This window comes from Blautia sp. 1033sp1_1033st1_G9_1033SCRN_220408 (assembly GCF_040929965.1).
Taxonomy (GTDB): Bacteria; Bacillota; Clostridia; order Lachnospirales; family Lachnospiraceae; genus Blautia_A; species Blautia_A ammoniilytica.
In genome coordinates, this window is record NZ_JBFKZO010000006.1 from 12738 (window position 1) to 37027 (window position 24290).

At 41.4% G+C, this 24290-nt stretch carries 24 protein-coding genes; 7 read left to right on the forward strand and 17 right to left on the reverse strand.

Annotation, left to right across the window (positions count from 1 at the left end):
- Positions 1-188: 188 nt before the first annotated feature.
- From AB5916_RS06240 to AB5916_RS06255, 4 genes are read right to left on the reverse strand one after another with little or no spacing between them, the layout of a single operon-like run.
- Positions 189-416 (reverse strand): hypothetical protein, encoded by a 228-nt coding sequence (locus AB5916_RS06240; protein ID WP_173688227.1) that lies wholly within the window; start codon positions 414-416, stop codon positions 189-191.
- Positions 417-469: 53 nt separating this feature from the next.
- Complete coding sequence (locus AB5916_RS06245) at positions 470-613, reverse strand: hypothetical protein (RefSeq protein WP_368189786.1); 144 nt, start codon at positions 611-613, stop codon at positions 470-472.
- A gap of 37 nt (positions 614-650) precedes the next feature.
- Positions 651-1067: a hypothetical protein gene (locus AB5916_RS06250; RefSeq protein WP_343019462.1), complete on the reverse strand. Its 417-nt coding sequence runs from the start codon at positions 1065-1067 to the stop codon at positions 651-653.
- Between the two features lie 14 nt (positions 1068-1081).
- Complete coding sequence (locus AB5916_RS06255; protein ID WP_343019463.1) at positions 1082-2404, reverse strand: DNA repair protein; 1323 nt, start codon at positions 2402-2404, stop codon at positions 1082-1084.
- Between the two features lie 214 nt (positions 2405-2618).
- Here AB5916_RS06255 and AB5916_RS06260 point away from each other — a divergent pair, with 214 nt between their 5' ends.
- From AB5916_RS06260 to AB5916_RS06270, 3 genes are all read left to right on the forward strand, one after another.
- Complete coding sequence (locus AB5916_RS06260; protein WP_343019464.1) at positions 2619-3077, forward strand: helix-turn-helix transcriptional regulator; 459 nt, start codon at positions 2619-2621, stop codon at positions 3075-3077.
- A gap of 83 nt (positions 3078-3160) precedes the next feature.
- Complete coding sequence (locus AB5916_RS06265) at positions 3161-3685, forward strand: ImmA/IrrE family metallo-endopeptidase (RefSeq protein ID WP_343019465.1); 525 nt, start codon at positions 3161-3163, stop codon at positions 3683-3685.
- A gap of 65 nt (positions 3686-3750) precedes the next feature.
- Positions 3751-4404 carry a CpXC domain-containing protein gene (locus tag AB5916_RS06270; RefSeq protein ID WP_343019466.1) on the forward strand — a complete coding sequence of 218 codons (654 nt, stop codon included), beginning with the start codon at positions 3751-3753 and terminating at the stop codon, positions 4402-4404.
- A gap of 141 nt (positions 4405-4545) precedes the next feature.
- On the opposite strand, the gene AB5916_RS06275 is transcribed toward AB5916_RS06270, so the two are convergent.
- Both AB5916_RS06275 and AB5916_RS06280 read right to left on the reverse strand, forming a co-directional pair.
- Positions 4546-4746: a hypothetical protein gene (locus AB5916_RS06275; RefSeq protein ID WP_343019467.1), complete on the reverse strand. Its 201-nt coding sequence runs from the start codon at positions 4744-4746 to the stop codon at positions 4546-4548.
- Between the two features lie 12 nt (positions 4747-4758).
- A complete protein-coding gene (locus AB5916_RS06280) occupies positions 4759-5421 on the reverse strand; it encodes a hypothetical protein (RefSeq protein ID WP_343019468.1) in 663 nt (220 codons plus the stop codon).
- Between the two features lie 146 nt (positions 5422-5567).
- On the opposite strand from AB5916_RS06280, the gene AB5916_RS06285 reads away from it, so the two are divergent.
- Positions 5568-6521, forward strand: coding sequence for a hypothetical protein (locus AB5916_RS06285; protein ID WP_343019469.1), 954 nt, complete (start codon positions 5568-5570; stop codon positions 6519-6521).
- 63 nt (positions 6522-6584) lie between these two features.
- Here the strand turns inward: AB5916_RS06285 and AB5916_RS06290 are convergent, their stop codons facing one another.
- The 10 genes from AB5916_RS06290 to AB5916_RS06335 all read right to left on the reverse strand — a co-directional run bounded on the left by AB5916_RS06290 (position 6585) and on the right by AB5916_RS06335 (position 14563).
- Positions 6585-6989, reverse strand: coding sequence for a hypothetical protein (locus tag AB5916_RS06290; RefSeq protein WP_343019470.1), 405 nt, complete (start codon positions 6987-6989; stop codon positions 6585-6587).
- A 7-nt stretch (positions 6990-6996) separates the two neighbouring features.
- A complete protein-coding gene (locus AB5916_RS06295) occupies positions 6997-7293 on the reverse strand; it encodes a hypothetical protein (protein ID WP_343019471.1) in 297 nt (98 codons plus the stop codon).
- A 14-nt stretch (positions 7294-7307) separates the two neighbouring features.
- Positions 7308-8300 carry a DUF6017 domain-containing protein gene (locus AB5916_RS06300; RefSeq protein ID WP_288937085.1) on the reverse strand — a complete coding sequence of 331 codons (993 nt, stop codon included), beginning with the start codon at positions 8298-8300 and terminating at the stop codon, positions 7308-7310.
- 76 nt (positions 8301-8376) lie between these two features.
- Complete coding sequence (locus AB5916_RS06305; protein ID WP_343019472.1) at positions 8377-9279, reverse strand: ParB/RepB/Spo0J family partition protein; 903 nt, start codon at positions 9277-9279, stop codon at positions 8377-8379.
- Entirely contained in the window at positions 9269-10054 is a 786-nt protein-coding gene (locus AB5916_RS06310; protein WP_288937081.1) for a ParA family protein, read from the reverse strand. Before AB5916_RS06310 ends, AB5916_RS06305 begins: the two co-directional genes overlap by 11 nt.
- A 25-nt stretch (positions 10055-10079) precedes the next feature.
- Entirely contained in the window at positions 10080-10307 is a 228-nt protein-coding gene (locus tag AB5916_RS06315) for a DUF6462 family protein (protein ID WP_118519756.1), read from the reverse strand.
- Positions 10297-10554, reverse strand: a complete 258-nt coding sequence (locus tag AB5916_RS06320) for a DUF6462 family protein (RefSeq protein WP_288937077.1) — start codon at positions 10552-10554, stop codon at positions 10297-10299. Before AB5916_RS06320 ends, AB5916_RS06315 begins: the two co-directional genes overlap by 11 nt.
- 382 nt (positions 10555-10936) lie before the next feature.
- Entirely contained in the window at positions 10937-12862 is a 1926-nt protein-coding gene (gene lysS, locus AB5916_RS06325; RefSeq protein WP_368189790.1) for a lysine--tRNA ligase, read from the reverse strand.
- Between the two features lie 73 nt (positions 12863-12935).
- The gene (gene greA, locus AB5916_RS06330; RefSeq protein WP_158422077.1) at positions 12936-13418 is read right to left on the reverse strand and encodes a transcription elongation factor GreA; all 483 of its coding nucleotides are present in this window, start codon (positions 13416-13418) and stop codon (positions 12936-12938) included.
- Between the two features lie 197 nt (positions 13419-13615).
- Positions 13616-14563: a glycosyltransferase family 2 protein gene (locus tag AB5916_RS06335; protein ID WP_158422076.1), complete on the reverse strand. Its 948-nt coding sequence runs from the start codon at positions 14561-14563 to the stop codon at positions 13616-13618.
- Positions 14564-14993: 430 nt separating this feature from the next.
- Here AB5916_RS06335 and AB5916_RS06340 point away from each other — a divergent pair, with 430 nt between their 5' ends.
- The 3 genes from AB5916_RS06340 to AB5916_RS06350 all read left to right on the forward strand — a co-directional run bounded on the left by AB5916_RS06340 (position 14994) and on the right by AB5916_RS06350 (position 18652).
- Entirely contained in the window at positions 14994-16085 is a 1092-nt protein-coding gene (locus tag AB5916_RS06340) for a polysaccharide pyruvyl transferase family protein (protein WP_368189791.1), read from the forward strand.
- Between the two features lie 9 nt (positions 16086-16094).
- Entirely contained in the window at positions 16095-17309 is a 1215-nt protein-coding gene (locus AB5916_RS06345; protein WP_368189793.1) for a Coenzyme F420 hydrogenase/dehydrogenase, beta subunit C-terminal domain, read from the forward strand.
- 98 nt (positions 17310-17407) lie between these two features.
- Entirely contained in the window at positions 17408-18652 is a 1245-nt protein-coding gene (locus tag AB5916_RS06350; RefSeq protein ID WP_368189794.1) for a lipopolysaccharide biosynthesis protein, read from the forward strand.
- A 164-nt stretch (positions 18653-18816) separates the two neighbouring features.
- Here the strand turns inward: AB5916_RS06350 and AB5916_RS06355 are convergent, their stop codons facing one another.
- A complete protein-coding gene (locus AB5916_RS06355; protein ID WP_368189795.1) occupies positions 18817-24096 on the reverse strand; it encodes an Ig-like domain-containing protein in 5280 nt (1759 codons plus the stop codon).
- Between the last annotated feature and the right edge of the window lie 194 nt (positions 24097-24290).

A 24290-nucleotide genomic window follows, 5' to 3' on the forward strand; every position in this document is an offset into this window, starting at 1 on the left:
ACAAATATTTCAACGATCTCCAAAATCAGAAAATACTTCTGATCTTGCAGTGTATCCGTAAATGTTTTGCCGGGCTCTTAGTGATTCCAGTCAGGTTCAGCTCCTTGACAAACTCTTACTGTCTGGTGCGTTCTTGATGGTTCCTGCCAAATTCAACGCTTACTACACAGACAGCTCATTCTATTCTGTTATGATCCCTGATTCATCATCTTTCGGGAATAAGTCCGCATCCTGGACTTTAATTGTTCATCACGAATGTGGATCGGACGAACCGACACCATATCATCATTTACAAATATTTCCAATGTACTGCGACATTTTTTGCACTCCACTTCTGAATCGCTTTGTGCGCTCTTTTCAATAAATGCTCCGCATACAGAGCAGTGTACATGCCATTTAATAGCACCTGATCCCATATAGGCTTCCTCCTTTAAGCAATAAGATATTTCTCCATTTATTACTCAACGGATCAAAGGGAAATCAAATCCGCCTTATGAGCATCATGCCATCCATTCCGTAAGTGCCAAAGCTGCACGAACAGCACGATTTCTATTCTGATCAGATCTGCTTTGTCGATCTGTGCATCCTTTTTTATCCTTCCACCAGCTACCACACGCTCTTTCCAGTATAAAAAATTCTGCTGTGATTAATTAACACGGTATTTCTATAGTTTCAAATACATCACCAGTCAGATCACAGATATCCTGGATCTGAATCTCAGTATCATCGATCCGTAAGTGGACTGATGTATCAAAAAATTCTACGGTTCCAGATAATGTATGGTACTGACCAACTGATGGATTCTTCCAGGACTTTTGAAAATAAGTTGCCTGTATCTTCATTCCATATGCCAGAATCCTTAATTTCATATCCAGCTCATTTTTCTTTTCGTCGGATAAATCTCTTTTCGGTTCGTAAATGATTTCCTGTTGCCGGATCGTTTCATCCAATCCACGAAGTGCCGCAAATGGAGCAAACTGTTTTGCCCTGCGTCCTACATCCATTGGATGTCTCCTGGAAACCGGTCTTGATAAATATAAATACGGCTGATATGCACTTGCCAGCACTTTTTGCACCTCCTCTAAGCACGGTGACCACCTATTTGTTCGTTGCGTTCTCTATAAGTAGAACACTCTAGTAGGTTGGATCCCCGCATGATCGCATTCTTTCCATAACGCTGCTTTACATTCAATACTGCTTCCTGTAAATGCCGTTCTTTATCGGTCTGTTTAGGATCATCAAACAGGCTGTACTGCACATAACTTTCAGAAGTAACCCTGTTCGCACACACCTCGATTCTTCGGATTCCAGTATATCTGTCTGCAATCCTGAAATATAAGTCTTCAACTGCATCTATAATCTTTTTGGAACTATTACTTCCTCTTTCGAGTTTTACGGTTCCTTTGGATGCCTCATGCTCATACCTGTGGTCATATGCGATCCATAAGGTGAGGGAGCTTGTTACCAGTCCCTTTTCAAACAGATCCAGAACCAGGTTGTCTGTCATTTCCCTTACGATCACAAATGCTTCGTCAAAAGAATAATTTCGCATCAGCACCTGGCCATTCGATAGGCTGTGTTCCTCAGAATGATAGTTCTTGATATCACTCATCCGGCATGTTTCATAACCCCATGCATGATCGATCAACAGCTCTGCATCAATCCCAAACATCTTATACAGCCAGTCCTCAGATCTTAAAGAAGCCATTGCGATATCTCCCATTGTATGAATCCCGTAACCAGCCAGTTTCTTTTCTGTCCGGGATCCAATCCTCCAGAAATCACTTAATGGTTTATGATCCCATAGCTGCTCTCTGTAAGAGAATTCATCCAGGATTCCGATATGGTCATCCACATGCTTTGCTACGATATCCATTGCGATCTTAGCAAGATACAGATTGGTTCCCACACCTGCAGTTGCAGTGATACCAGTTTCCTCCATGACCGCTTGCATAAGCTTTACCGCCATTTCTTTTGCAGTGAGATGATAAAGCTGTAGATAATTGGTTATGTCAATAAAACATTCATCGACACTGTACACATGGATATCTTCTTTTGAGACATACCGCAGATAGATTCCATAAATCTTTGCGGAATAATCCATGTACAGCTGCATCCTCGGCATAGCTGTAATGTACTTCACACAATCCGGTATCTCATGGATCCGGCACCGGTTCTTGATGCCAAGAGCCTTCATAGCCGGAGTGATTGCCAAACAGATTGTAGACTTTGATCTGGTCGGATCTGCAACCACCAGGTTTGCTTTAAATGGATCCAGCCCACGTTCTACGCATTCTACAGAAGCATAAAAGGACTTCAGATCAATACAGATAATAGAAGTCTGATCCTGACTCACATTGTCACCTCCCATACGTCTTTCCTCTTTTTGTAACATGTATCCCATTTTGACTATCAATGACTGTCTATCCTTCCTGTTTTCATTGAATTACAGGAAATTCATTTCACATATTCATTGACAAAAGAGGAAATATTGTGTATCTTATAGGAAAGATGTTTCCCTTATCTGTGATTCACATTATAGGAGAGATATTTCCCTTTGTCAAGATTAATTTTTAATTTTTAGGAGACACATTTCCCGTTTTGCCTTGAGGCGGCTAATGGAACTTATAAGACAAGGCTTAGAAAGAGGTATGTTTATGACATTCGGTGAAAAAGTAAGATCATTAAGAAAAGAAAAAAAGATGAGTCAGCAGGAACTGGCCAGTATGGTTGGTGTTTCATATAGGACCATTCGATCCTGGGAAGTAGAAGGACGTTTTCCAAAACAAAATGTTCTGTATCAGAAACTGGCAGATGCATTACAGTGTGACGTTTCTTATCTCATGAGTGAGGATGAAGCTTTTATCACAGAAGCATCCGAACAGTTTGGTAACCGTGGTGCCAAACAGGCTCAGCAGATTCTGGAACAGGCTGCAGCTATGTTTGCTGGTGGATCACTGACAGACGAAGATAAAATAGCTTTTATGGATGAGATCCAGAGCCTTTATCTGGATTCCAAAAGACGTGCAAAGAAATTTACACCGAAAAAATATCTGAAAAACCAAGAGGAAAAATAATAGAAGGCGGGATTATTGTACACCTAATCTGTTACCTTATAGTTACAAGGATATTTCTGCCCTTTTTATTTTTTACTTTTGAGGTGATTTATTTGAGAAACACTTACATATATACAGAAACAAAGAAATTAATCAAGAAATATGGCACCAGGGATCCCTTTGAGATCATGGATCAGATGAACATTGTTGTCGGGGAAACTTCCAGATATAAGACACTGAAAGGATATTGTTTTATGAGCTGCAAGACAATCTATGTCATGATCAGCAGTTTCCTTTCAGAAGAAGAAAAGATGATCGTTGCCGCCCATGAATTAGGACATATCATCCTGCATCGTTCCCAGCTGAAAATGGCTCCGATGCAAGATGATACACTCTACAATATGACGGATAATACAGAATACCAGGCCAATCTGTTTGCTTCCGATCTACTGATTGAAGATGAAGACATTGAAGAGATGGTTCAGAACGAAGACCTGGATTATTTCGGACTCTGCAGTTCATTGAATGCGACTCCGGAACTAATGAGCTTTAAATTATACAGCCTGACAAAACGAGGCCAGGCTTATCATATGCCAATGGAGATACAGAGCAATTTCCTGGCGAAATAATAAAAGATAAGATTATTCAATAATAAGAAAACTATCGATGTATCTCACTGAAAGGGGGATCATTTATGTCAAAATATCATATTGAAAAGATAACCTGCCCTTCCTGCCATCATGATGGGAATTTTGAAGTCTGGGACAGCATTAATACTGTTCTGGATCCTGAAATGAAGGAGAAGCTACTTAATCAATCTATTTTCCTTTATACCTGCCCGAACTGTGGAGAGACCTTCCGTTTAAACTACCCTATACTCTATCACCAGATGGAAGATCTTGTCATGATTTATCTGGTTCCTGAATCAGAAGTAGAGAAAACATATGAAATATTTTATGAAAAAAATGCTTTGGCTGATTTTCGTACCAAAAAGTACTTAAACCGGATTGTGACATCAGCAAATCAGCTCGTTGAAAAGATCCAGATCTTTGATGCTGGTAAGGATGACAGGATAATGGAACTTGTTAAATTGCTTGCGACAGATTCTATTCTCAAAAATGATCCTGATAAAGAATTTGATGAACTGCGCTTTGCTGTCGATGACGATGGAACAAATATTCTTGTAATCATTAATAAGGGTGAGATCACTGGTGCAGTTGACATTGACAATATGTATGAATTTGCTTCTTCACACTGCGATGATTTCAAGGATCTTCGAGATGATAAGGACATTGTTATCAATCGGGAGTGGATCCTTAACAAACTTGCCGAAGCAGAAAACGAATAGTATATTTGGTGGCTACACCCCCAAGCCCCTGTGAAATCAACAACACCGGTACTGGATATCAAAATCCTACACCGGCGTTATTGATTGTAATCTTTTTAGTCTATTTCTTTCAACGCAAATTTCAAAACTATTATATATGAATTATGCAGCGTTTCTTTCCAAATTGATGGTTCCTTTTTCTACCTTCTTAACAGGTTGATTATATTTTAACCACTCTACAAATGCCACTGTTACACAAATTCCAATCGTAGCAACAGTACATGGCCATCCCTCAAGTGAAATATTTACGTCTGTATTTTTTATTACATCTGTAACGCAATCTCTTTTAATCATCTCATTCATAACTCATTCCTCCTACGCAATTGCTTTTATAATCTTATTTGTAATGTTTTTCCCATATTTATCAGCCACAATTCCAGCTATAAAAAATGTAGCAGAAGATATAATCATCGGAACCCAATTTTTATTTTCTTCTTTCTTTATAAAAACAGAATCTGAAACAATATCCTCAGCAAGTGTAGGAGTTTCCATTTCATAAAGACGCTCTTCTAATTTTCCACTACGATTCAAACAAAAGACCGCAACTTTTTTTCCATAACAACTTTCAAGATTATTCAATTCATTGATATCTTTTCCTAACTTGTAATCGTTCGTAAGCAATGCCATTTTATATTTTATTCTGCTTTTAGTAAATTCAGTGAGGAATTCTACATCCGCAAATCCTTTCAAAATAGCCTCTGCTGTAATATGTTTATCATCTATTTCAAAAATATTTCTTCTCATGCAGATAATATCAACAGCTCTAGTTGCTTTAGCCCTTAAAAGTTCATCATTTGACCCCATATGCCGATAAAGTTCTGCCATTACAATACTTTTAACAACTATTTTTCTATTGTATATCAATAAATCTTCCTCAATTTCCGCAACAAAATCTGCAAATCCTTCACTCATAGCAAAACAAGTATCAATCATAATAATTTGATTTTCATCGATTAGTCTTTTAGTTTTAATACTCATGGTATGCGCCTTTCCTAAAACTATCTAGTTTTTCATTTACTTTTGTGCTATAACTATAGCATACTTACTTGTCGATATATTGTCTATTTTCATAATACAATCAGCATTTATAGACATATATGTCGTCTATAATGAAAGGAGATATTATGTTGGTCCAAGAAACTGAATACAGTACTTTAAAAGGTTTCCAACGCACCATGTATAAATTACTTAATGAGCGTTATATAGATATTTGCTCTGATAAAGAAAAATGCATTTCAAAAATCAACGCACCAAGACTCGCAAATATCCTTTACGAAGATTACTATGATTACGTAGCTCCAAATGGTTATCCCAAAAAACACTCCGAATACAAGACAAAAAATATTGCTGCAATAACCAAGCATATTGAACGTGATATGTTAAAGGAAAATCCATGGGAAGTATCTAGCAATTATATGTATGCTTATAGTCTAGTTTTTCATGTGTCAATGGATTTTCTATATGGTAAAACAGATATTTTTTCAGATAATTATGATGTTAGAAATATCTGTGAAAAAACTGGTCTATCAGAAAAAGCTGTTGAAAATCTTCTGTCTGACGAAGAAGTATATATTTGTGATTTTGCATTTGATGATTTTGTTTATGCAATAAAAGAAGATTCAGAATACGAAAAAGTAATTCATTTTTGGGACAAACTACTTGCAAGCGATTTATATACAAAATTTCCTGAAAGTTATTATCGAATGGCATGCTCAACTTTTTTTTATGAACTATGCTTGCGGGAAGAAAAAAATCTTCGCCAGTCTAAAAGTGAACTTCCTTCTAAAAATGTTTTTATTGGTAGAGTTAATGAATATTCTGCTCATAATCATAATATGTACATTCCAAGAGGAATGACATTAGAAGATATATATGATAATGATAAACAGCATGCGCTAAGTATCCTAAATGATATTGAGCATGAACATTGGTCAGCAGTATTCTCTGATTTAAAACAAATAGAAAGTATTTACTGGGGATGTTCTGGTCAATTTGATCGGTTTATACAAAACTATTTTCATGACCAGGCTAAACGCTATGATGTAAAGCTCTATAATATGCAAGATGAGGAGTTTTAATTACTCCTCATTTCTTGCTTGTATAAACTACTATTCATGGGATTCCATATTCATACTATCGTATTATTCTGCCATCAATTTTTCGAACCAGGTATCCATGACAATGATGAACTGGCCTGCTCCTTTCCATTCTTGCAGCATTTCATCCAGAGTTTTGTGCTTCACATATTTCTGCACATACACCCAGGTGGCAACACTGCTGGCCTGAGAGATAATTCCTGCTATAATTTTACGCATAGTTTCTTCAAATTCCGCAATTTCTTCTTTTGGAACGATGTCATAGAGATCCGGAATCTGAAAATCTTCCTTCTCACAATTTTCATCCACATCAATTAGATCTGCTGTCACTCTCTTTCTGGATTCCTCAGGTAATTTCAAATATTGCCAGATCATTGAGACCACTTCGGACGGTGTGTCTTTTTTGATTGGTGGTAATTGTATAAAATCAGTTTTTTCACTCATTTTCATATCCTCCTCAAGATAAAATAAAATCAATAATAGATTCTCTTGTCATGTCCAGTACAGTATCTACAACCACTCCTGCAACCAGAATCAGATACAGAATAGTGCTCAGCACCAACAGGAATGCAACCTGAACCCAGTCATGGTAACAGTATGCAGTCGCTATAATCAACAAAGTGAATAGAAACCCCAGGATTCCCCTGACAACCGCATAAGTCTGTACTGACATTTTCACTGCCAGGCCGATCACAAAAAGGATCAGCCATACCGGCAGTAATAATATCTTCCCAGCAAGTTTTAAAATAAACATGTGTACCTCCTATCTTACCAGTCCTGCATATCATGGTTCACCTCTGCCTGATAATACCCGTTCATCGTGGACGGTGCATTAAACAGAGCTGCCAGTAAATATTTCTTGATGTTCTTCACTTTGCTTGTATTCCCGCTCATACAGTGCAAGACATACTCTATGTGTGAATAAGTCAGCATCAAAAACTTTTTCTTCACCAGTGCTGTCGGATACCAGTTGCTGGCAATCAAAATCTTGTCGTTTTTACACATCACTGTCTCTACGATCAGGTTCACGATTTCATCAACCTGTCGCATATCGTCATGATGGGTTACTTCCAGTGACTCATAATCAACGGTCTCTTTGACCAAATTTTCATAAGCCTGATATTCCTCAGTAGGATTATCGCCATCGGATCGATTCTCATCTGCAGATACGATTTGATTAGATTTATTATAATTCATTTCAGTATCACTAAGATTAGTATAATTAGGGTTTGAAATGTAAACTTCTTGAAGTTTATTTTCGGGACTTCTAGAAGTTTGATTTTGGGACTTCATGAAGTTTGAATTGTAAACTTCTGTAGATTCCTCATTTTCCTCAGAAGTTTGTTTTTTAAACTTCTTCAATTCATCCTCCAGTGATTTCTCTTCCGTTTTTTCCAGCATAAAGGTTTTCACGTAGATAATGTTCACCTTTCCAAATCCCTGTCTGCGTTTCTCAATCAAACCAATTCCTGTTTCATCATCCAGTTCCTGCATGGATTTGATCGCTTTATTTCGACCACAATTCAGTAATTCCATAATATCTTCTATCGAAAAGTAAATATATGCTCTGTTTTTTTCATCAAACCATTGATTTTTAATGGACAGGGACATACGATCCAGCATCAGTCCATATAAAATTTTAGCATCGCTTGATAAATCTTTAAAGTAACTGTCTGTAAATAATGCTTTTGGTATACGGTAGAAGCTGAACTGATCAGCTTCTGTTCCGTAAAAATATTTGAATTTCATCTTTTTATCCATAACTTCCTCCTTTCGTTTTCTGTACAGAAGTCCTCTTTCTAAACTTCTGTGTCTCTTTTCTTCTTCTGTTTCTTACTTAATCGTTTTGTTCTTGAGACCATTTTTCCAGCAAGGATTCTATCACCCGTTCCATATCATCAGCACTGTAACTCTCTGGAAAATACTTCGTCAGCTTCTTTTCTGAAAATGTAATAGATCTTGATGGAGGCTTCACCATCATACATTTGTTAAAAATCGTTAGCATTCCCACCTGATTAACCGAACCTTCATTCAGCTGATTTCTAAGAGCTGTAATCTGCTGTGGTTTGATAAAGCCAGTGTCTTTAATATACTCGTAGATCCATTCCTGAATTTCTTTATCGATGTAGGAAATATCTACTCCAACTGTGAAAGTCAGCTTTTTGTTATCTACCATATCAAGAAGTTCTGGAATTAGCTCTGTCAGACGAATAAATCTTTTTACTTGTCTTCCACTAATTCCTTCTGATTCACCAATAATGTCCGTTGTTAAATTCGGGACATTTTGTCCCGCATTTTCTTTGCTAGGCCTTCCCGCCTTTCTCTTCATTGCCTCCAACTTCATTCGATACGCAAATGCCTTCTCACTCGGCAATAACTCCTCCCTTTGGATGTTGGCGTCCACCATCGCTATTACGGCATCATCATCTGATAATTCTCTTACGATAGCTGGGATGGTAGTAAGTCCTGCCATTTTTGCTGCATGTAATCTTCGATGACCGGAGATCATTTCATATTCATCATTGCTGTCCACTCGAAGCAGTACCGGTGTCAGTACACCACTAAGCTTTACACTTTCAATCAGATCCTGCATCTTCTCATCATCAAGAACCTTAAATGGATGATTCTTGAATGCATGGATTTTGTTGATCTCAATCTCCATTGCTGATTCTTCATTAACAACACCTAATAATTCATCAAGACTTGCCAGTTTAATTTTCTCACCCGGTCTATTTTTCATCACTCATAACCTCCTGTGTCAGATTCATATATGCCATAGATACTTTACCTTTCGGACAGTGTGTGTAGATGCTGATTCCTTCTGCACTTGTCTCTGCCGCTTTTACTGACATTGGGATCACATTTTTAAAAATCGCAATCTGGCTTCCATAAGTTTCTTGCACAAGTGCTGCAATGTCCTTCGCATAGTTTGTTCTGAAATCTACCATAGTTAAAAGTATTCCTTCTATCGTCAATCTCCGGTTCAATCTTTTCTTCACCATAGAAATTGTTTTAATTAGCTGCTGTAATCCCTTCACTGGAAGATAGGCTGCCTGAACCGGAATCAAAACTGAATCCGAAGATACCAATGCATTGATCGTCATCATTCCAAGACTAGGTAAGCAATCGATCAAAATATAATCGTATCGGGATCGTATCGTATCGATGTATTCCTTCATGATCATCTCCCGGCTCATAACATTTCCCATCGTCACTTCCAAAGTTGACAATTCAATATTGGCCGGAAGCAGATCTACATTTTCCTGATGATGCAGAATACCGTCTTCCTCTGATATTTCATCTTCGTTGATCACTTTCGTCATAATGGTTGCCAAAGTAACTCCCAGTTCATCGGGCTCTACATATCCAAGACTTGCTGTCAGACTTCCCTGTGGATCTGCATCAATCAATAACACTTTTTTGCCTTCTCTTGCCAGGCCAATTCCTAAATTTACGGTTGTGGTGGTCTTGCCGACTCCGCCTTTCTGGTTTGTAATGGATATCACTTTACACATATGTTGTTCCTCCTATATTCTTTCATCAAAATTCTTCATCACGGAATGCTTCCAGATATTCATCAATAAGATCCAGATTAACTAACACGATTCGTTTGACATGGTATACTGCTCTGGCATCTTTCGCTAACTGTTGAAATGTATGGATTCCCATGGAATAAAGCATTGCCCCTTCCTCATAACGGACAAATTTCTTACGCCCTCCTTTGACAAGCTTTTCCAAATCCGGAACCTTGCTTCGGTTATTTCCCATAACGCTTCCCCCTTCTCTTCTTTAATTCTGATACAACCTCAGGATTGTCTTCTAAAAAATCATCCAGAATATTCAGATCCACAATAGCTGTCTTTCGAATCGGATAATTGGCTTCTGCTCTTTTTGCCAATCTGACAAAAGGCCAGTAGGACATCTTATAAATCTTTGCTCCTTGTGTGTAATTTACAAATCTGTGTTTCTTTCCTTCCAGATATTTTTCCAAGTCAGGTGTTTTTCGTTTTTTCATGGCTTCCTCCTTGTTTCCAGAAATTTATTTGGCAGGTACGTGAAAGGATGTATTTTCTGCATATCACCAAAATGAATAATTGCTATGCCTGACAACAAAAAAAGGACACCTTCCATTGGTATTTCTACCAAAAGAGAAGTGTCCCTTTATACACTTTATTTTTGAAAAATGCTCCTCAAAAATAATCAATATTTTACTTGTAAACAAATAAGTCAAACAGTTAAGAATCCATAGAGCTCCCTATTCTGTTTCCTTATAATCCATACATCATTATTTCAATCTATACAGCTCCAGGCCGTTTCATGTAGCTCCATGTCAATCCGTGGAACCACTTTTCCTGATTGGACGTCTATGACTACCAAACCGAACTCTTTTTTCTGGATTAGTACAGCTTTGCACCAGCCGGGATGTGGTTATCAACCATCAGAAGATGGAGCTTTTCTTCTCCCTCTTCCTCGTGGATTGCACTAAGTAACATTCCACAAGAATCAATTCCCATCATAGCTCTTGGCGGCAGGTTTGTGATAGCGATCAGTGTCTTTCCAACCAGTTCTTCCGGCTCGTAATAGGCGTGAATACCGCTTAAAATCGTACGATCTGTGCCTGTTCCGTCATCCAGCGTGAACTGTAACAGCTTCTTGGATTTCTTAACAGCTTCACATGCTTTAACCTTTACAGCTCTGAAATCGGACTTGCTGAAAGTATCAAAATCAACAAATTCCTCAAATAAAGGCTCTACCTTTACCTTGGAGAAGTCGATAACTTCTTCTTTCTCCGGTGCTGCTGTGGAAGTGCTGTTTTCTGACTTCGCAGATTTCTTATCAGCGTCCAGTGACTTCATTGTGGGGAACAGCAGCACATCACGAATAGCTGCGGAATCTGTAAGGAGCATACACATACGGTCAATACCGAAGCCGATACCACCTGTAGGCGGCATACCGATCTCCAATGCATTCAGGAAATCTTCATCTGTATGATTGGCTTCCTCATCGCCCTGAGCGAACAGCTCTTCCTGAGCAGCAAAACGTGCTCTCTGGTCAATAGGATCATTCAGCTCGGAGTAGGCATTTGCCATCTCCCAGCCATTCATGAAGAACTCAAAACGTTCTACATAATCCGGATTCTCCGGTTTTTTCTTTGTAAGAGGAGAAATCTCAATAGGATGATCCATAACAAATGTAGGCTGGACCAAATGCTCCTCAACATACTCTTCAAAGAACAGATTCAGGATGTCACCCTTCTTATGGCGTTCCTCAAACTCTACATGATGCTCTCTTGCAGCTTCTCTTGCCTCTTCCAGTGTATGGATCTCATTAAAGTCCACACCAGAATACTTCTTAACTGCGTCTACCATGGTGATTCTCTCAAATGGCTTGCCCAGATCCATCTCCACACCATTGTATACGATGGTGGTAGTACCCAGAACTTCCTGTGCCACATAACGGTACAGATTCTCGGTAAGATCCATCATGCCATGATAATCTGTATATGCCTGATAAAGCTCCATCAGTGTGAACTCCGGATTGTGGCGGGTATCCAGGCCCTCATTACGGAATACACGGCCGATCTCATAAACTCTTTCCAGACCGCCTACGATCAGTCTCTTCAGATAAAGCTCCAGTGAAATACGAAGCTTGAAATCCTCATCCAGTGCATTAAAATGAGTCTCAAAAGGTCTTGCAGCTGCACCGCCGGCATTAGATACCAACATAGGTGTTTCTACTTCCATAAAGCCCTGTCCGTCAAGATAACGGCGAACTGCACTTAAGATCCTTGAACGCTTGATAAATGTATCCTTTACCTCTGCATTCATGATCAGATCCACATATCTCTGACGATAACGGGTATCTGTATTGGTCAGTCCGTGGAATTTCTCCGGAAGGACCTGAAGGCTCTTGGAAAGCAGTGTCACCTCGGAAGCATGAATAGAGATCTCTCCGGTCTTTGTGCGGAATACCTGGCCTTTAATACCAATAATATCGCCTACATCCAGCTTTTTGAATGCTTTGTACGCATCTTCTCCGATACTGTCTCTTGCCACATAAGACTGGAGCATGCCCTTCAGATCCTGTACATGGCAAAAGGACGCCTTACCCATTACACGCTTGGACATCATACGTCCTGCAATTGTTACATCTTTTCCTTCCAGTTCTTCAAACTGATCCTTAATATCCTGGCTGTGATGTGTCACATCATATTTAACGATTTTAAAAGGATCCTTTCCCTCTGCCTGCAGTTCGGCAAGCTTCTCCCTGCGGACCTTCAGCAGCTGGTTTAAATCTTGTTCCTGCTTCTTCTGCTCTGCCACTTTCGTGCCTCCCTATCTTCTTAAAAATTTCTGCCGCCCATGGGCCTTGCGCCTCTGAACGGCAGATAAAGTGTTATACGTTTCTCTGAATCTCAAGAACCTTGTATTTCATAATACCTGAGGGCATCTCTACCTCAACCACATCTCCTGTATGCGCACCGATCAGTGCTTTACCTACTGGAGACTCATTGGAAATCTTGCCCTGAAGGCTGTTAGCCTCTGTAGAGCCAACGATTTTCAGCTCAATGTCTTCTTCAAATTCATAATCATGAACCTTTACCTTACAGCCTACATTAATCTTGTCAAGGTCTACCTCATCCTCAACAACAACCTCTGCATTCTTCAGGATCTTCTCGATCTCTTCGATACGTGCCTCAATATCTCTCTGCTCATCCTTTGCAGCATCGTACTCTGCATTCTCAGACAGGTCACCCTGCTCTCTGGCCTCTTTAATCTTACCCGCAACTTCTTTTCTTTTTACTACCTTTAAATCATGCAGCTCTTCTTCCAGTTTTTTAAGTCCCGCATAAGTTAGTAAGTTCTTCTTTTCTTCCATCTGCCTTACTTCCTTTCAATCCGGATAATACGTTGTTATTCTTATAATCTATGCCACTCCGGTTATTACATTCATTGTCTGTTCACTGTTTTTCTGTATTTTTCAAGATAAAAAAGGGTACAAAAAGCCCAGTGTATTCACAATTTCTGTATTATAACGAAAACCCCACTTTTTGTCAAGTGAGGTTTTCCCAGTTTTTATCCTTCCGGAAAAAGACGTTTGTACTGCATATTCACTTCCTGCAGCTGAAATTCAAAATTCTGTTTGTGCTGCTGCACCAGGGTAGATAAAATAATCCCTGAAAACAGACAGATGATCGCAGACAGGATCACAAAACAGATCACGATCAGGCTTGGAATCTTAGTCACAACCCCCATGTTTAAATATTTCATAAAGATAGGGATAAAAAAGCCGGTACCAAGAACAAATAAAATGGCTGCAATCAACGAAAAGAACTGCATTGGCCTGTAATCCTTATACATACGGATAATGGTACGGATCACCTTAAATCCGTCTGTATATGTATTCAGCTTGGACTCGCTGCCCTCTTGACGGTCACGGTAATCAACGATCACATTATCAACCTGCATATTCTTGTCAATGGCATGGATCGTCATCTCTGTCTCGATCTCAAAATTCTTGGAAAGAACCGGATATGTCTTAACAAACTGGTAACTCATTGCCCGGTAGCCAGTCATAATATCCTTGATCCCACTGTGGAATAAACGGTTAATGCTTCCACGCACAATGCTATTGCCAAAATTATGGAATGGGCGCTTGTTCTCAGTAAAATATGTGGAAGAAAGCCGGTCTCCAACCACCATATCCGTCCCTTCATTCAGCACCTTGTCACACATCTCTCTGGCATACTCTGCCGGATAAGTATCATCTCCATCCACCATCAGATAACACTGAGCGTCGATATCCCTGAACATACTGCGGATCACATTGCCCTTACCCTGCTGATGTTCATAACGCACTACTGCCCCAGCCTTACGGGCTATCTGGTCTGTACCATCTGTAGAATTGTTGTCATATACATAAATCGTAGCTTCCGGAAGCGCAGCCTTCATATCCTGCACAACTTTCCCTACAGATTTGCTTTCATTATAGCAGGGAATCAGAACTGCTATTTTATCTGCCATGAAAAAACCTCCATTGTAAAAATTCAAGAATGCCTCGGCATTCTTGCTGCGAGGTGCGCGTCATGCAATTGCATGACATACTTCTCCTGCACACCTCTGCAATCCTGCCGGAGGCTATATCAGCTTGGGGATTGACTCCCAGCTGATATATCTGTTGACAGTATACCATACCAGAGATAAATAGCAAACAAAAATTCATCGCCGTTCACCTCATTCACTGTAACAAAAAATTCCCCTGTGCCAGGAATTGTTATTTACTTTTTTCTTTCTTATGTTATAGTTAAAGAAAACAAAAGAAGAGGCTGATACATGCAAAGCCTCTTAATTTTTACTATGAAGATCCCGGACAACAGCCATAAATAAGCTATGCCTTCATGAGCGAATACATGGATATTGGATGGGCCAGGCCGTATGATTATGGAGGAAAAACATGAACAAAAAGCGTGTAGGCGTGATCACATTCCACGATTATGACAATTACGGGGCGATTCTCCAAAGTTATGCCCTTCAGCGAAAGCTTAAAGAAATGGGCACTTATCCAGAGATTATTGATTACCGCTGCGACTATATCAGCAATCCCTTCCGTCTTGTAAATCTTAAGAAAAAAGGACTTTTCAATTATATTTACGGTGCCATCGGACACATCTGCTATATCCCTAGACGGAGGCAGTGCAACCTATTCCGGAAGCACATGCGCTACAGCCAGCCGGTTTCCAGAGGCAATATGGGTGCTGTGGCAGGCAAATACGATATTTACATTGCAGGCAGTGACCAGATCTGGGACTATAAGCTGACCAATTTCGACACAACTTATTTCCTTGATTTTGTAAAAAAAGGCAAGAAAAAATGTAGCTATGCAGCTAGCATCGGTGAGCATGAGCCACCGGAACAGTACCGTAAGAAATACAGCTCCCTGCTGAAAGATTTTGATCAGATTCTGGTACGTGAGGATTATGGTGCCGATATTGTGGAGAGCCTCACCGGCAGCCGTCCTGGCATTACCTGCGACCCTACCCTGCTTCTTACAGCAGACGAATGGACACCTTTATTAAAAGAGCCCCGACGTAAAAGCAAATATATCCTGGTTTATCAGCTTGGGATCAACAAAGAACTGGTGGACTTTGTGCGCCGCCTGAAAAAGAAAACCGGCCTGCGTGTGGTTTATATTCCTTTCCCACTTGTAGGCCTTATGAACTGCAGCTGCAAGATCGCCATTGGCCCTGCCCAGTGGATGGGGCTTTTCAAAAACGCAGAATATGTAGTTTCTGACTCTTTCCACGGTGTGGTTTATTCCCTGCTTTTTAACCGCAACTTTTTTGCCATGGTCAATGGCCATCATATGAACCGCAGGGTACAGCAGCTACTGAAAATGGTTGGCCTTTCCCACCGTACCATCGAAAACGTAAGTGATGAAGAGCTTACCCAGCCTATTGATTTTACCTTTGCCAATGAAGAGATCGCCCGATTCCGTAAAGAATCCCTGGCACAGCTTCGCAGCCTGGTAAAGGAACAGGAGGATTGATCTGCAAATATGTTTACCGAAAATCTAAAAAAAAGCGATTGCTGCGGGTGTATGGCCTGTGCCAACATTTGCGGCAAATCTGCCATTACAATGAAGCACGATAAATGTGGTTTTTATTATCCTATCGTAGATGAGACCAAATGCGTAAATTGTGGCCTTTGTCAAAAAGTCTGTCCTATGGAAGACACTTTCACAGGTGTGGATGCCTCCCCGGATATTTATGCACTTCGTAACCGGGATCCCCAGATTCTGAAAGGAAGTTCATCCGGCGGCATGTTTACACTGCTGGCCAAGTGGGTCATTTCCCAGAATGGAGTAGTATACGGAGTTGCCTTTGACAAGGATTATAAGGTTCTTCACATGCGGGCACAGTCCATGGAAGAGGCATCTGCTTTCTGCACTTCCAAATATGTAGAAAGTGACCTATCTGAAGTTTACGTTTCCCTGTCACAGGATCTGAAATCTGGAAAAACTGTACTGCTGACCGGCACTCCCTGTCAGATCGCAGGCGTTCAAAAATTCCTTCGTACCAGGCATATTCCTACAGATAACCTGTATACCTGTGACAATATCTGTCACGGTGTTCCAAGCCGGATGCTATGGAAGGATTATCTTAAAATTCTGAAAGAAAAATATATTGCAAAGGATGACCGGATCACAGGGATCAACATGCGCAGCAAGCGGGTTTCCTGGAAAAAGCAGGTCATGGATGTAACCCTTGAAAAGGGCAATCTGGAAAGCGTTATGGAGAACTTTTCCTTCAACCGTTTCTTCCTCAGCCTTTATGGAAACCGCCCTTCCTGCTTCCATTGTCATTATACCAGCTATAAGCGGCCAGGTGACTTTACCCTTGGAGATTTCTGGAATGTGGAAAACGCAGGCGTTACCTTTGATGTGGAAGGCGGCGTGAATTTGGTACTTGTAAACACTCCCAAAGGCCAAAAGCTGTTTGATCAGCTAAAGGGAGAGGCAGATTACCAGTCTGTTTCCAAAAAAGCCAGCTGGCAGCCTCATCTGGAATATTCTGCGAAACCGCCTGCAAAGCAGGCTGCATTCTGGCATGAATATACCGAAAGCAACGACAAGGAAATGATAATGCGTAAATATATGCAAGGCTCCTTCCTTACAAAAGTGATCCGCAAGGTTACTCCGTTTTTACGCAAAACCGGTCTTTACGGTTTCGCTGGAAAAATGTATAAAACCCTTCTTGTAAGAAAGAAATAAGTGAGAAGTATTATGACTTACAATAATGCAAAGACCGAGAATAATCATGACTTACAAATAGAAATATCCGGAAAGGAATGTGACTTACCATCGAATACGTGAATCAAGAAAAAAATGTTAAAAAAGCCTTTTTGTGGAATATGATCGGAAGTACCTGCTATTCAGCATCTTCCTTTCTTTACCTGCTGATCGTTACCAGACTATGTGGTGTAGAACTTGCCGGTTTTTTCTCCCTTAGCTATGCTACAGCACAGCTGCTCCTCCAGGTCGGCCGATATGGGATGCGTACCTTCCAGGCCACTGACCTGGATCACAAATATCTTTTTTCTGAATACAAAGTGTCCCGTGTATTTTCCTGTGCTGCCATGATGCTTTTTGGTGTCATTTACAGCGCCTACAGCTTTTCAGGAGAATACATTGCCATCAGCATTTTTGTTATCATGATGAAGATGATCGATGCAGTAGAGGATGTATTTCACGGCAATCTGCAGCAGAACTACCATGTAGAGCTTATGGGGAAAATGCTGGCTGTGCGTAATGTATACTCCGCAGTTTTCTTTACTCTGCTACTTTATTTCACCAGGAATCTTTATCTGACCTGTGGTGCAACAGCCATTACATCCCTGATGCTGTGTCTTCTGGTAAATTCCTGGGCTGTGCGGCATATTTCCTCCCGGCAGCCGAAACGAAGCTTTCAGTTCTCCCATGTACTGGAATTACTGAAAATGTGTACCCCGCTGTTTGCAGGTACCTTTCTTTCCCTGCTGCTTTACAATGTACCCAAGTATGCCATGTCCAATGTAATGACAGATGAATATCAGACCTATTACAGCATTTTATTTATGCCCTCTTTTGTGATCACGCTGATGTGCGAATTTGTATTCAAGCCTATGATCACCACTATTGCAGGACTATGGTGGGATAATGATCTGAAGAAATTTGTTCTGTACGTAGCCCGTATCATCGGGATCATCTTCCTTTGCTGTGGTGGTATCGTCATTGCCGGGCATCTGCTTGGAAGGACTTTGCTGGAGCTGATCTATGGAGTAGATCTTTCTCCCTATAAGCTTCACTTTATCGTACTTCTCATAGGCGGCGGTATCGGTGCTGAGGTGTACATGATCTACAATATCCTGATTGCCATCCGTAAAGGAGGCTGCATCCTTCCGGTATATGCACTGACTGCCCTGATCACCATTCTCCCGGCAAAGGCTATGGTACAGAAGCTAGGGATCATGGGTGCATCCCTTAATTATCTGTTGTCCTGTTCTGTTTTATTTATTATGTTTTTTGCCATTTTGATCTGGGTGATCCTGAAGAAAAAGAAAGCATTATCTCATTGATCTTTCTTTACAATGGGCTGTCCTATACGCAAACAGCTGCTTTTTTGAATAATCACTTTATATCCTTATAGAATTACAGGGGACTGCATCTGCAGTCCCCTGTTTGTTTGCATATCATGGATCTGTCTGCGGCTTTGCTGCAGGTGTGATCCCTTGCCTCATAATTATTTCTTTTTTACTGTAACAATACACTTGGCACTGATCTTCTTGCCAACCTTTACAGTGATCACAGCTGTTCCCGCTTTCTTTGCAGTGATCTTTCCAGTCTTGCTTACAGTTGCCACTTTTTTATTAGAAGAACTGTAAGTTACCATTGTCTTGCAGGTAACAGGTGTTACAACTGGTTTCAGCTGATAAACTTTCTTTTTCTGCGGTTTCAGCTTCAGTGTCACTTTTTCTGGTACACCGGTAAGTGACCATGCAGCTACACTGCCTTTCTGTACATTCACCTGAATGGTCTTCTTCTGTTTCTTCGCTGTTACAATGGTGATAACTACCTTTCCGGTTGACTTCTTGGAAGCCTTCAGCTGAATGGTGTTCTTTTTCAGCTTCTTAACTGCTACGATCTTCTTATTGGAAGAAGCCACAGACTTGATACTATCTTTTGATGCCAACGGGATCACCAGAGATACTTTCTGGTTTCTCTTGATTGGAAGAACATAAGGCTCTGTCTGTGCTTTTTCAGCTGCGCCACAAACGCTGCAGGCTCTTGTCTGCTCACCAGCATCCACATAAGTAGCCTCTTTGGTCACTGTCCACTGGCCCCAGGTATGTACGCCTGTTGCAGGGATCACTTCTGTCTTTGTGCCGCCGCATACTGCACATTTTGCTTCTTTTACTCCTGCCTCTGTACAGGTTGCTGCCTTTGTTACTACCCACTGGCCCCAGGTATGTGCTCCTGTTGCAGGGATCGCTTCTGTCTTTGTAGCACTGCATACTGCACATTTTGCTTCTTTTACTCCTGCTACAGTGCAGGTAGCTGCCTTTGTTACTGTCCATTCGCCCCAGGTATGTGCTCCTGTTGCAGGAAGCACCTGATCCCTTGTATCTCCGCAGATCTCACAACGCTGTACACTGAATCCGTCTACACCACAGGTAGGATTGGTAACAGTCTCATCTTTCCACTGATGATCACATGCTTCCTCTGACTGTCTTACAAAAACAGCAGCCTCATCCACGCCGATCCGTTCATCACCCATCTTCACTTCGGCTTGAACCCAAAGAGCACCCGGCATACCCAATTCCTGATAGATTTTCCACAGCTTTGCGCCATAGAGAGTGAGCATGGTGCCATCTTCACTTACTGCATAATTATCTCCAGGAATCATGATTTTTTCGTCGCCTCGATATCCATACAGACTCCAGATAATTTCCGGTAACTTATCTGTAGGTGCCGTCTCCGGCATCCGAATCTTAATATTCAGCATGCAAATCTCATTGTTATAGATCCAGCTATTGCTAAACTCCGGATCTCTCAGCTCAGAGATCGTTACATCCTGATCCTTGTTTAAGATACGGTCGAAATAAATCTCTTCTTCTGCTACATCTTCCCAGAATTCATTACCATATCGGTCACTATGAAGTTCCTGTGCTACCAGTACGATCTGAGTTTCAGTGCCTGATATACGTACCAATGCCGGGATATCTTGCTCTGCAGTAGCAGGTGTTCTTTCCCATTTCTCCCTATCATATTCCACACGCCAGCGAACATTTTTATTATCCAGTGTGCCTGTGAACTTTTCGCCGGTTTCAGGATCAATGCCTGCATACTCAACCGTAGGATTATACTGGTTCAGATCTACCACAGAACCTACTTTAGTACCTGCATCACCATTGTTATCCCAGCCTTCCAGCTGTACATTGTAATGCAGATTTCTTACAGAAATGTTGATATCAGTATAAGCATCCCAGTCCGGATAGTCTTTTTGATCCACCTCATCAAAATGTGTTGCCTTGGATATAGCCCTGAAGCCAATACCAAATTGACCTTCATCTTCGCTCTTTGTTGCCTGCACAACTGCTTTATTATCGCCCATTTCTATAGAGGCAAGATTTCTAGGATAATCTTCGTCCATCTCTATATAATATTCATTGGAAGGTACCTCTGTTTTCTCAGTATTACCATCTTCGCCCTGTACTTCTTTGTACACCTTGAAGCTGATATTCTGGCTTTCTCCTTTCAGCATCTGCCAGCCTGTTTCAAACTCAGCTTCCAGTGAATAAATGGTGTCATTCACCCAGATATCAAAGGTATGTGTCTGCTCGTCACCGTGAATATCATCATAGGCAACTGTCACCCTGGTACCGCCGTACTTGACTCCTGTAAAGAGATAACCGTCATCCTTTTCTTCGTAGGATACGGATGGCTCAGGATCGTCCTCCTCCAGACTCTCTATCTCTACTATTCTTTTGATCTTGCAAGGAACAGGTTCGCCATACGGATGCTCACTGTTTTCCACATAGCAATTGAAATCCTTGCTAAACCAGAAACGATTTCCCTTAAACATCTGAGTACCATAGCTAGGATACTGATAATCCTCTATGGCATATCTTGAGTATATGCCTGTTCTCTGCTCAAATACCTCTGTACCATCTGTTCCAGGTGCTCCTGCTCTTACATGTACACGAATCTCGATCCACTGTCCATCCGGCAGACTCTTCTGGATCTCTGACAGAATCTTTCCAGTCACATGAAGCTTAGAAGCATCTTCTGCATCCACTTTCCAGAATCCGGCATCGATCGTTCCCAGCTGATCCCCATCGTTTTCAGACCGGGTGCCTACTTCCCAGTCGATCCGGTAAAGTGCCTCACCTTTATCCTTCAGGTTCTCTGTGTTAAGCTGAAGTACATAATCCTCTTCGTTGTTGAATACATAGGTGCCGCCCTCCTCGCGAAGATTCTCGAACCATACGGAATAATCAAGCTCGTCAAACCAGAAATTCCTGCGGCCGATCTCCTCCAGCTGACCATCTTCATTCCTGATGTTCGCAATAACCGTCACATTGGTGCCATCAGTCCCAATCCTGGTAAACCATGGGAATATTCTGCCCACCGGAGATTTTGCGGACCAAAGATTCCAGTCAACCTCCCAGGTGTATTCAACATCTTCTCTTGTTGTTACCTGATCACCTTTTACATGCTGTGTGGAGATCCCCAGACTGTTCAGATCCAGAGTACCGCCAACTGGAATATTGGGAACTTCTTCTGCTACAGATACAAAATCGTATTCATCACACACTTCAAAATAGAACTCATTCTCAGCAACAGGCACGAGTTCATCCTGATCTGTCTTTACGGAGGCCCGGATGCGGATGGAAGCCTCACCTCGGTCTTCGCCATCAGTGCTCTCTACATAAAGGTATGTTTTACCATCCTTCTGGATAAAGGAAACATCCTTCAGAAGCTCCGGATCATACAGATCTCCATCTTCATCCTGAAGCAGTTCCAGAGAGAAGTCCTCAATGTCTTCGCCGCCCATCTCTTCATCGCTGTGTCTCCACTCATGATGCAGTGTTACAGGAAGCTCCATAGTATTTCCCGGAAGGATGGAATTATTATCATTAGGATAAGCAATATCCAGGTTGTACAGATCCTTTTCTACATAGAATTCTGTCTCGTGTACCTGTTCGGTTTCCTGACAATCCAGATAGGAAATCAGCGCTTTTACCCGACCCGGACGATTAGCATAAAGATTCCATCCACCGTCATGTTCTGTCACTTCAAAAATATCGTCATTGCCTTTCAGTTCAACACCGGTGATCCTGAAGGTTCCATCACCTCCATAAGGATTAGAGCCATCCTCTATATAGCAGTCTCCCTGATTATTGATCCAGATATTCTGATCCACAAGAATGGATCTATAGTCATTCTCAAAATGGTACTCATACCGAGATTCTGCAAGATCCAAATTTGTTTCATCTGTATACAGTATGAGTTCTTCCACTGGCATCTCATTTCCTGCATAAAGGTATCCTACAACTTCTACGCGAATCACATACCACCAATCCTGTTCCAGATTCTGGTATTCTTTTGCAAACCTAGTGCCATCAATATAGAGCATATTATGGTCACCATCTGGTGTCCAGAAAGCATTCTGATCAGTGCCAATGCAAGGAGTAAACGACGCATCGTCCTCTGTCCTTTTGCCAACTGTCCAGCGGATCTCATAACCGTCTTTATCTTTCAGATTTTCGGTATTAAGCTCTACCCAATACTGTTCCTCATTGTCAAATACATAAGTACTATCGTTTCCACCTCGCAGGGTCTTGTCCTCGAGCCATACCCCATAATCCAAACCATCAAAACTATAATTCCTGCCGCAGATTTCTTCCCACTCACCAGCATCATTCTTTGCCTCTGCCGCGATGTAAAGATCTGCATGATCAGCTGTCTTGCGGTATACTATAGGAAAATCTGTCGCACCCTCACTTACATCTTTCTTCACATACCACATATTCTCATCCGGCTTCTCATCCAGCTCACCCAGTCGGAAACGTACATCCTCCCGTACTTGGGGTACTTCTGCCCCAACTGTATAATGCAGTACCTTAAGTCCAGACAGATACAGCTGCTTACCTGCCCCTAATTCACTGTTATCGTCCAGCAGCTTCTGTGGTGCAAGCACATCATATGCAGATCTTACCTCCACCCAGACCTGATTCGTTGCCAGAGTTCTTTTCTCCTCTCCGGTGCCGGTAACTGCCTGGATGCAGATATCCGTTCCACCATCCGCACCCTCTTTTGCTTTCACAAGCAAAGAATTATCCTCAGGATTAATGGTAACATCAATCAGACTGCTGTCATATGGAGTGCCGTCTTCCAGACCGTTATAAAGCTCCAGCTCATATTCTATGGCATTCTCTCCATCACCATTCCCTGCGTCTCCATTTCCTGTATCACCATTTCCTGTATCCACGTCAGGTTCTGTTTCCGCAAGATTGATGACTTCTCCATCACCGCCATCGCCTTCATTATCATCATACCATTCAGAAACAGATGTGAAAATCTTCATCTCACTGCCTGGAAACATATGCCAGTCTCCACTTTCATATTCCGCATACAGCTCATAGTGGACAGAGCCTCCGTCATCTGGCTCTTCTCCTTCTGCCGGGTTCTCTCCCTCTGCCGGTTCTCCTGCATTATCACTGAGAAGATCCACATCCTCTACCTCTTCACAGGTAAACTCTGCCGGCTCCTCTGTACTCTCATCTGCCGTAAACGAATCCTCCGGCACGTCCTCCACATCCTCTACAGATGTTTCCCCAGAAGGCATCTCTTCTGCCTGTGATACCTCTCCTGCCTGCTCCTGATCGGACAACTCCTCCACATCCACGATCTGCTGATCCGCTTCTTCAGCCAATGCCATAGATGGGCAGCTTCCTGCCACCATGGAAAAGGCCAGTGTCCATGCGCCCAGACGCTTCCATACTTCCTTATGTCTCATGCACATCCTCCTTTTCTTGTCAAGCGGATATCCGCCATCCGCTTCGCTGCTTGCACATAATCAAATCACTGTCCTGCAGTTGATCCAGTTATGCTGTTGATAGTTATTCGCTCTTTGAGCATATTTTCACTTAACAGGTTAGTTACATTCATTATAATGGTATAAAATTCATTTTTCAACCAATAATCCGGAAT